We start from the raw sequence: 700 nt of genomic DNA, 5'->3' as shown, positions 1-700 counted from the left end.
ACGCCGGGAGTTTTGGGAAGAAATTCATGGTCTGGCGGCCGAAGGCATAACCGTGCTGGTATCGACCCACTACATGGATGAGGCAGAGCGCTGCCACAGTATCGCTTACATTGCCTATGGCAATCTGCTCGCCTGCGGCACAAGCCGTGAGCTTATCGACCGTTTTCCGCTCAAGATGTATTCCGCCAGACTCAAACCGGGCTTTGCCCCATCAGTGCTCACCCGTATTGCTCAACGGCTTGAGGCGCAACACAATATCGATGTGGTCATTCCATTTGGCAATGACCTGCATGTGGGCGGCGCAGACGCTGCCCTGCTTGCTGAAGCCATCGCCCCGTGGCGGCACGATCCCGCCCTTGCCTGGTCCGATGCACGCGCTTCGCTGGAAGACCTGTTCATTCTGCTGATGAACCGGGCCTTGAAAGAACAAAAAATGACGGAGCCATCCTGATGTTTGCGGGTTTTTCCTTCCGTCGGTTCTTTGCGCTGCTCACCAAGGAACTGATCCAGATGAGGCGCGACAAGGCGACATTTTCCATGCTGCTCAGCGTACCTTTGATGGAAATCCTTCTGTTCGGCTATGCCATCAATGCAGATCCGAAGCATTTGCCAACTCTTGTGGTAGACGCTGACCAGTCAGTGATGAGCAGGTCGCTGGTCAGCACACTGGAAGTTTCGGGTTATTTTGACATCACCAACC

Annotated in this window: 2 pseudogenes; both read left to right on the top strand. The window is 54.7% G+C overall.

Going from position 1 to position 700, the window contains the following annotated elements:
- Nucleotides 1–451: pseudogene (locus QZ377_RS08605) on the top strand (ABC transporter ATP-binding protein); the annotation flags it as partial.
- Nucleotides 451–700, top strand: a pseudogene (locus QZ377_RS08600) (ABC transporter permease); the annotation flags it as partial. The pseudogenes QZ377_RS08605 and QZ377_RS08600, both read left to right, overlap by 1 nt.

It is taken from the genome of Desulfovibrio sp. (assembly GCF_019424165.1).
Lineage (GTDB): Bacteria > Desulfobacterota > Desulfovibrionia > Desulfovibrionales > Desulfovibrionaceae > Desulfovibrio.
The sequence above is the reverse complement of the archived record's forward strand: the minus strand, read 5'-3'. Positions and strand labels throughout refer to the sequence as shown.